Origin of the sequence: Dermacoccus sp. CCH2-D9, assembly GCF_001556795.1 — a bacterium.
Lineage (GTDB): Bacteria > Actinomycetota > Actinomycetes > Actinomycetales > Dermatophilaceae > Dermacoccus > Dermacoccus nishinomiyaensis.
On record NZ_LSJT01000115.1, the window covers coordinates 1 to 3068 of the forward strand.

The 3068-nt window shown below is 71.3% G+C and carries 6 protein-coding genes; 4 read left to right on the forward strand and 2 right to left on the reverse strand.

Going from position 1 to position 3068, the window contains the following annotated elements; all coding sequences use genetic code 11:
- The coding region (locus AX669_RS10110; RefSeq protein WP_156444986.1) for a LysM domain-containing protein at nt 1-316 on the reverse strand (316 nt) is incomplete at its 3' end.
- An 86-nt stretch (nt 317-402) separates the two neighbouring features.
- Here AX669_RS10110 and AX669_RS10115 point away from each other — a divergent pair.
- Entirely contained in the window at nt 403-777 is a 375-nt protein-coding gene (locus AX669_RS10115) for an Rv2175c family DNA-binding protein (RefSeq protein ID WP_006946890.1), read from the forward strand.
- Between the two features lie 15 nt (nt 778-792).
- On the opposite strand, the gene AX669_RS10120 is transcribed toward AX669_RS10115, so the two are convergent.
- On the reverse strand, nt 793-1887 hold the full coding sequence (locus AX669_RS10120; RefSeq protein WP_062258226.1) for a polyprenyl synthetase family protein: 1095 nt from the start codon (nt 1885-1887) through the stop codon (nt 793-795).
- Between the two features lie 166 nt (nt 1888-2053).
- Between AX669_RS10120 and AX669_RS10125 the strand changes: the two genes are divergently transcribed.
- From AX669_RS10125 to AX669_RS14235, 3 genes are all read left to right on the forward strand, one after another.
- On the forward strand, nt 2054-2359 hold the full coding sequence (locus AX669_RS10125; RefSeq protein ID WP_156444987.1) for a DUF6504 family protein: 306 nt from the start codon (nt 2054-2056) through the stop codon (nt 2357-2359).
- Between the two features lie 51 nt (nt 2360-2410).
- A complete protein-coding gene (locus AX669_RS10130) occupies nt 2411-2887 on the forward strand; it encodes an SAV_6107 family HEPN domain-containing protein (RefSeq protein WP_062258230.1) in 477 nt (158 codons plus the stop codon).
- A 3-nt stretch (nt 2888-2890) separates the two neighbouring features.
- On the forward strand, nt 2891-3068 hold a 178-nt coding region (locus AX669_RS14235), incomplete at its 3' end, for a PHP domain-containing protein (protein WP_156444988.1).

Sequence of the window (3068 nt, forward strand, 5' to 3'; positions counted from 1 at the left end):
GGTGGGGTGACGGCGTGTGCGCGGCGGAGGTAGCGACGGGGACGTGCAGCGTCGTGCCGGGGAGCAGGCGGCGCACCTCGATGCCGGGATTCGCCTTGACGATGGCGGCGACGCTGGAGTGCATGCGTCGCGCGATGCCGTAGACGGTGTCGCCGGCGCGCACGCGCGTCGTCGCCATCCTGCGCACCGGCTTCTTCGCGGCGTTCGCGCGGTGTGACGTCGGCGTCTCGGCGTGCGACTGCGGGCCGCGCAGCTGGTGGTGCACGGGCTGGGCGGCGCTGTGGACGGCGACGGGCAGGGCGAGAAGGGCGGGCATGTGTCCACGCTAGGTCGCGGCTGTGACGTTTTGGTGGAGGCGCGCTCGACGTGCGCCGATGAGAGAGTCTCTGGCACCCTGTGAGGGTGAATGACGCAACCGCACCTGACCTCGAGACCCTCGTCGGCGACTGGCTGACCGTACCCGACCTCGCCGAGGCGCTCGGCATGTCGCTGCGCCAGGTGCGTCAGATGATCGCCGACCGCGAGATCATCGCGAGCCGCGTCGGGGAGCGCAACGTCGTCGCGGTGCCGGCCGCCTTCATCCAGGGCGGCGGCGTGCTCGCCTCGCTCATGGGCACCGTCACGGTGCTCAACGACGGCGGGTTCGACGACGACGAGGCCATCCGCTGGCTGTGCACGCCGGACGAGACCCTCCCGATCGACGGGGCACCGATCGACATGCTGCGCGCGGGCCGCAAGGCCGAGGTGCGCAAGCGCGCCATGGAGGACGCGTTCTGATCGCGAGCTGCCGCGTCAGAACGTGCGGGCCGTCGTCGACTCGATGAACGCCTCCAGCGCGGCGTAGGCGTCGGCCGGCACCTGGCTGCGCACGCCGTCCAACGCCGCGCGGGCGCGCTGAGCGCCCTCGGCGATGCGCGCTTCGACGGCGTCGACGGCCCCTGATTCGCGAGCGAGCACGCGAATGCGTTCGACCTCGTCCTCGCGCAGGTCGTCGTGGCCGAAACGCTCGGCGAAGAACGTGCCGACCTCCGGCTCGTCACCGGCGGCGTCGAGCAGGTGAGCGACGAGGACGGTGCGCTTGCCCTCGCGCAGGTCGTCGCCGGCGGGCTTGCCCGTCTGGGCCGGGTCGCCGAAGACGCCGAGCAGGTCGTCACGCAGCTGGTAGGCCTCACCGAGCGCGAGACCGTACTGCGACAGGGCCTGCGTGACGTGGGGGGAGGCGCCCGCGCTCGCCGCACCGATGAGCAGGGGGTGCTCCATCGTGTACTTGGCGCTCTTGAAACGGATGACGCGCAGCGCACGCTCGATGCGCTCGGGCGTGCCCATCGTCGCCCAGGGCGTCGAGGCCTCGAGGACGTCGAGGAACTGACCGCCCATGAGCTGCGTGCGCATGAGGTCGAAGATGGCGCGGCCGCGCGCGACCTCGTCGGCGGGCAGGCCGCTCGTCGCGTACATCTCGTCGGCCCACGTCAGGCACAGGTCGCCGGCCAGGATGGCGCCGGCCTCGCCGAAGCGGTCGGCGTCACCGTCGAGACCGCGGCTGCGGTGCGCGGCGGCCATCGCCCGGTGCGCGGCGGGCATGCCGCGTCGGGTGTCGCTCGCGTCCATGACGTCGTCGTGCAGCAACGCGGCGGCCTGGAACAGCTCCATCGACGCGGCGCAGCGCACGAGGGCGTCGCTGTCGGCTCCACCGGCGGCGCGGTAACCCCAGTACAGGAACGACGCACGCACACGTTTGCCTCCGCGCAGGAGGGTGGCGACGGCGTCGAGCATGAGGTCGGTCTGGCCGCCGAGGGGGGCGAGGACGTCGCGCTGATGGCTCACCTCGGCATCGAGGGTCTCCTGCAGTCGTTCGAGCAGGCGCGGCGCATCGAGAGAGTCGGGCACGGTGCGTTTCCTTTTCCAGATCGGCTACCCGTGAGCCTACGCGTAGCGGCGTGGGAACCGCGACCTGACGGGGTTGTCAGACGTCGGTCGTACATTCTTCTCATCGAACAGAAGTTCGATTTTTCGTGGGGAGGGCTCTGCCCTCCACCGAGGAGGAGGTCGTGTGATGCGCGAGTACGACGACGTCGTCGCCATGGGGGTCGACGCGTGCGGCAGGCCCGTGGTCTTCGAGTGGCGCGGGCGTCGCTACCGGGTGACGCAGGTGCTCGACACCTGGCGTGAACGGGTGCCGTGGTGGCGTGATCCGGCCCGTCCCACGACACCTGACGAGCAGGGCGTCCCTGACGTCCAGCGCCGGCTCGAGCAACGCACCTGGCGTGTCGAGGCGACGGCCGGGCGCCGCGCCTCGAGCGGGGTCTTCCACCTCGTGCACCACGGTGAGCGCTGGTCGCTGCGCGCCCTCACCGACTGAGCTCATCGACTGAACCGTCCGTTCCCGCCCCATCGACGAAGGAAGTGCCCCATGACGACCCTGACCACAGCCCCGACCACGTCGACGTCGGTCACCTCGACGAACGACGTCCCCGCCGTCTGCTCCACCGATCTGCTCGACCTCGTCGCGCGTTCCCACGACACCCTCGTCGAGGCCTGCACCGTCTCGACGAGTTCGCAGCGCTACGTCGCGGCGCATCTCGCGGCGCTGCGCGCCGCTGCTGGGTTGCTCGCGTGGAAGGCGCCGCGCAGCCTCAGCTCCAAGCCGCGCAGTGCGTGGGTGACGCTCGCCCAGCACGCGCCCGAGCTGGGTGAATGGGCGGCGTTCTTCACCGAGAGCGGGCGCCGCAGCCGCGCCGTGAGCGCAGGCATCCTCGTGCCCGCCGCACGAGAGGCCGACGATCTCGTGCGGCAGGCCGAGACGTTCCTGCAGATCGTCCTCGAGCACGCCGGTCTCCCGCCGCTCGCGCCGGTCGGTTCGCGCATGACCCCGGTCCAGGTGAGGTGAACCATGCAGTTCACGCACCTTCGGGTCGCCTCGTCGTACTCGCTGCAGTACGGCACGACCCCACCCGCGACACTCGTCGCCCGCGCCGCCGAGCTCGGGTACGGACGCCTCGCGCTCACCGACCGCGACGGTCTGTACGGCAGCGTCAAGTTCGTCGAGGCCTGCGGCGGTGCACGCCTCG

Excerpts from the sequence above, each read along its gene's own strand:
- AX669_RS10125 (WP_156444987.1), top strand. The coding sequence starts at position 2,054 with ATGCGCGAGTACGACGACGTCGTCGCCATGGGGGTCGACGCGTGCGGC.
- AX669_RS10130 (WP_062258230.1), top strand. The coding sequence starts at position 2,411 with ATGACGACCCTGACCACAGCCCCGACCACGTCGACGTCGGTCACCTCG.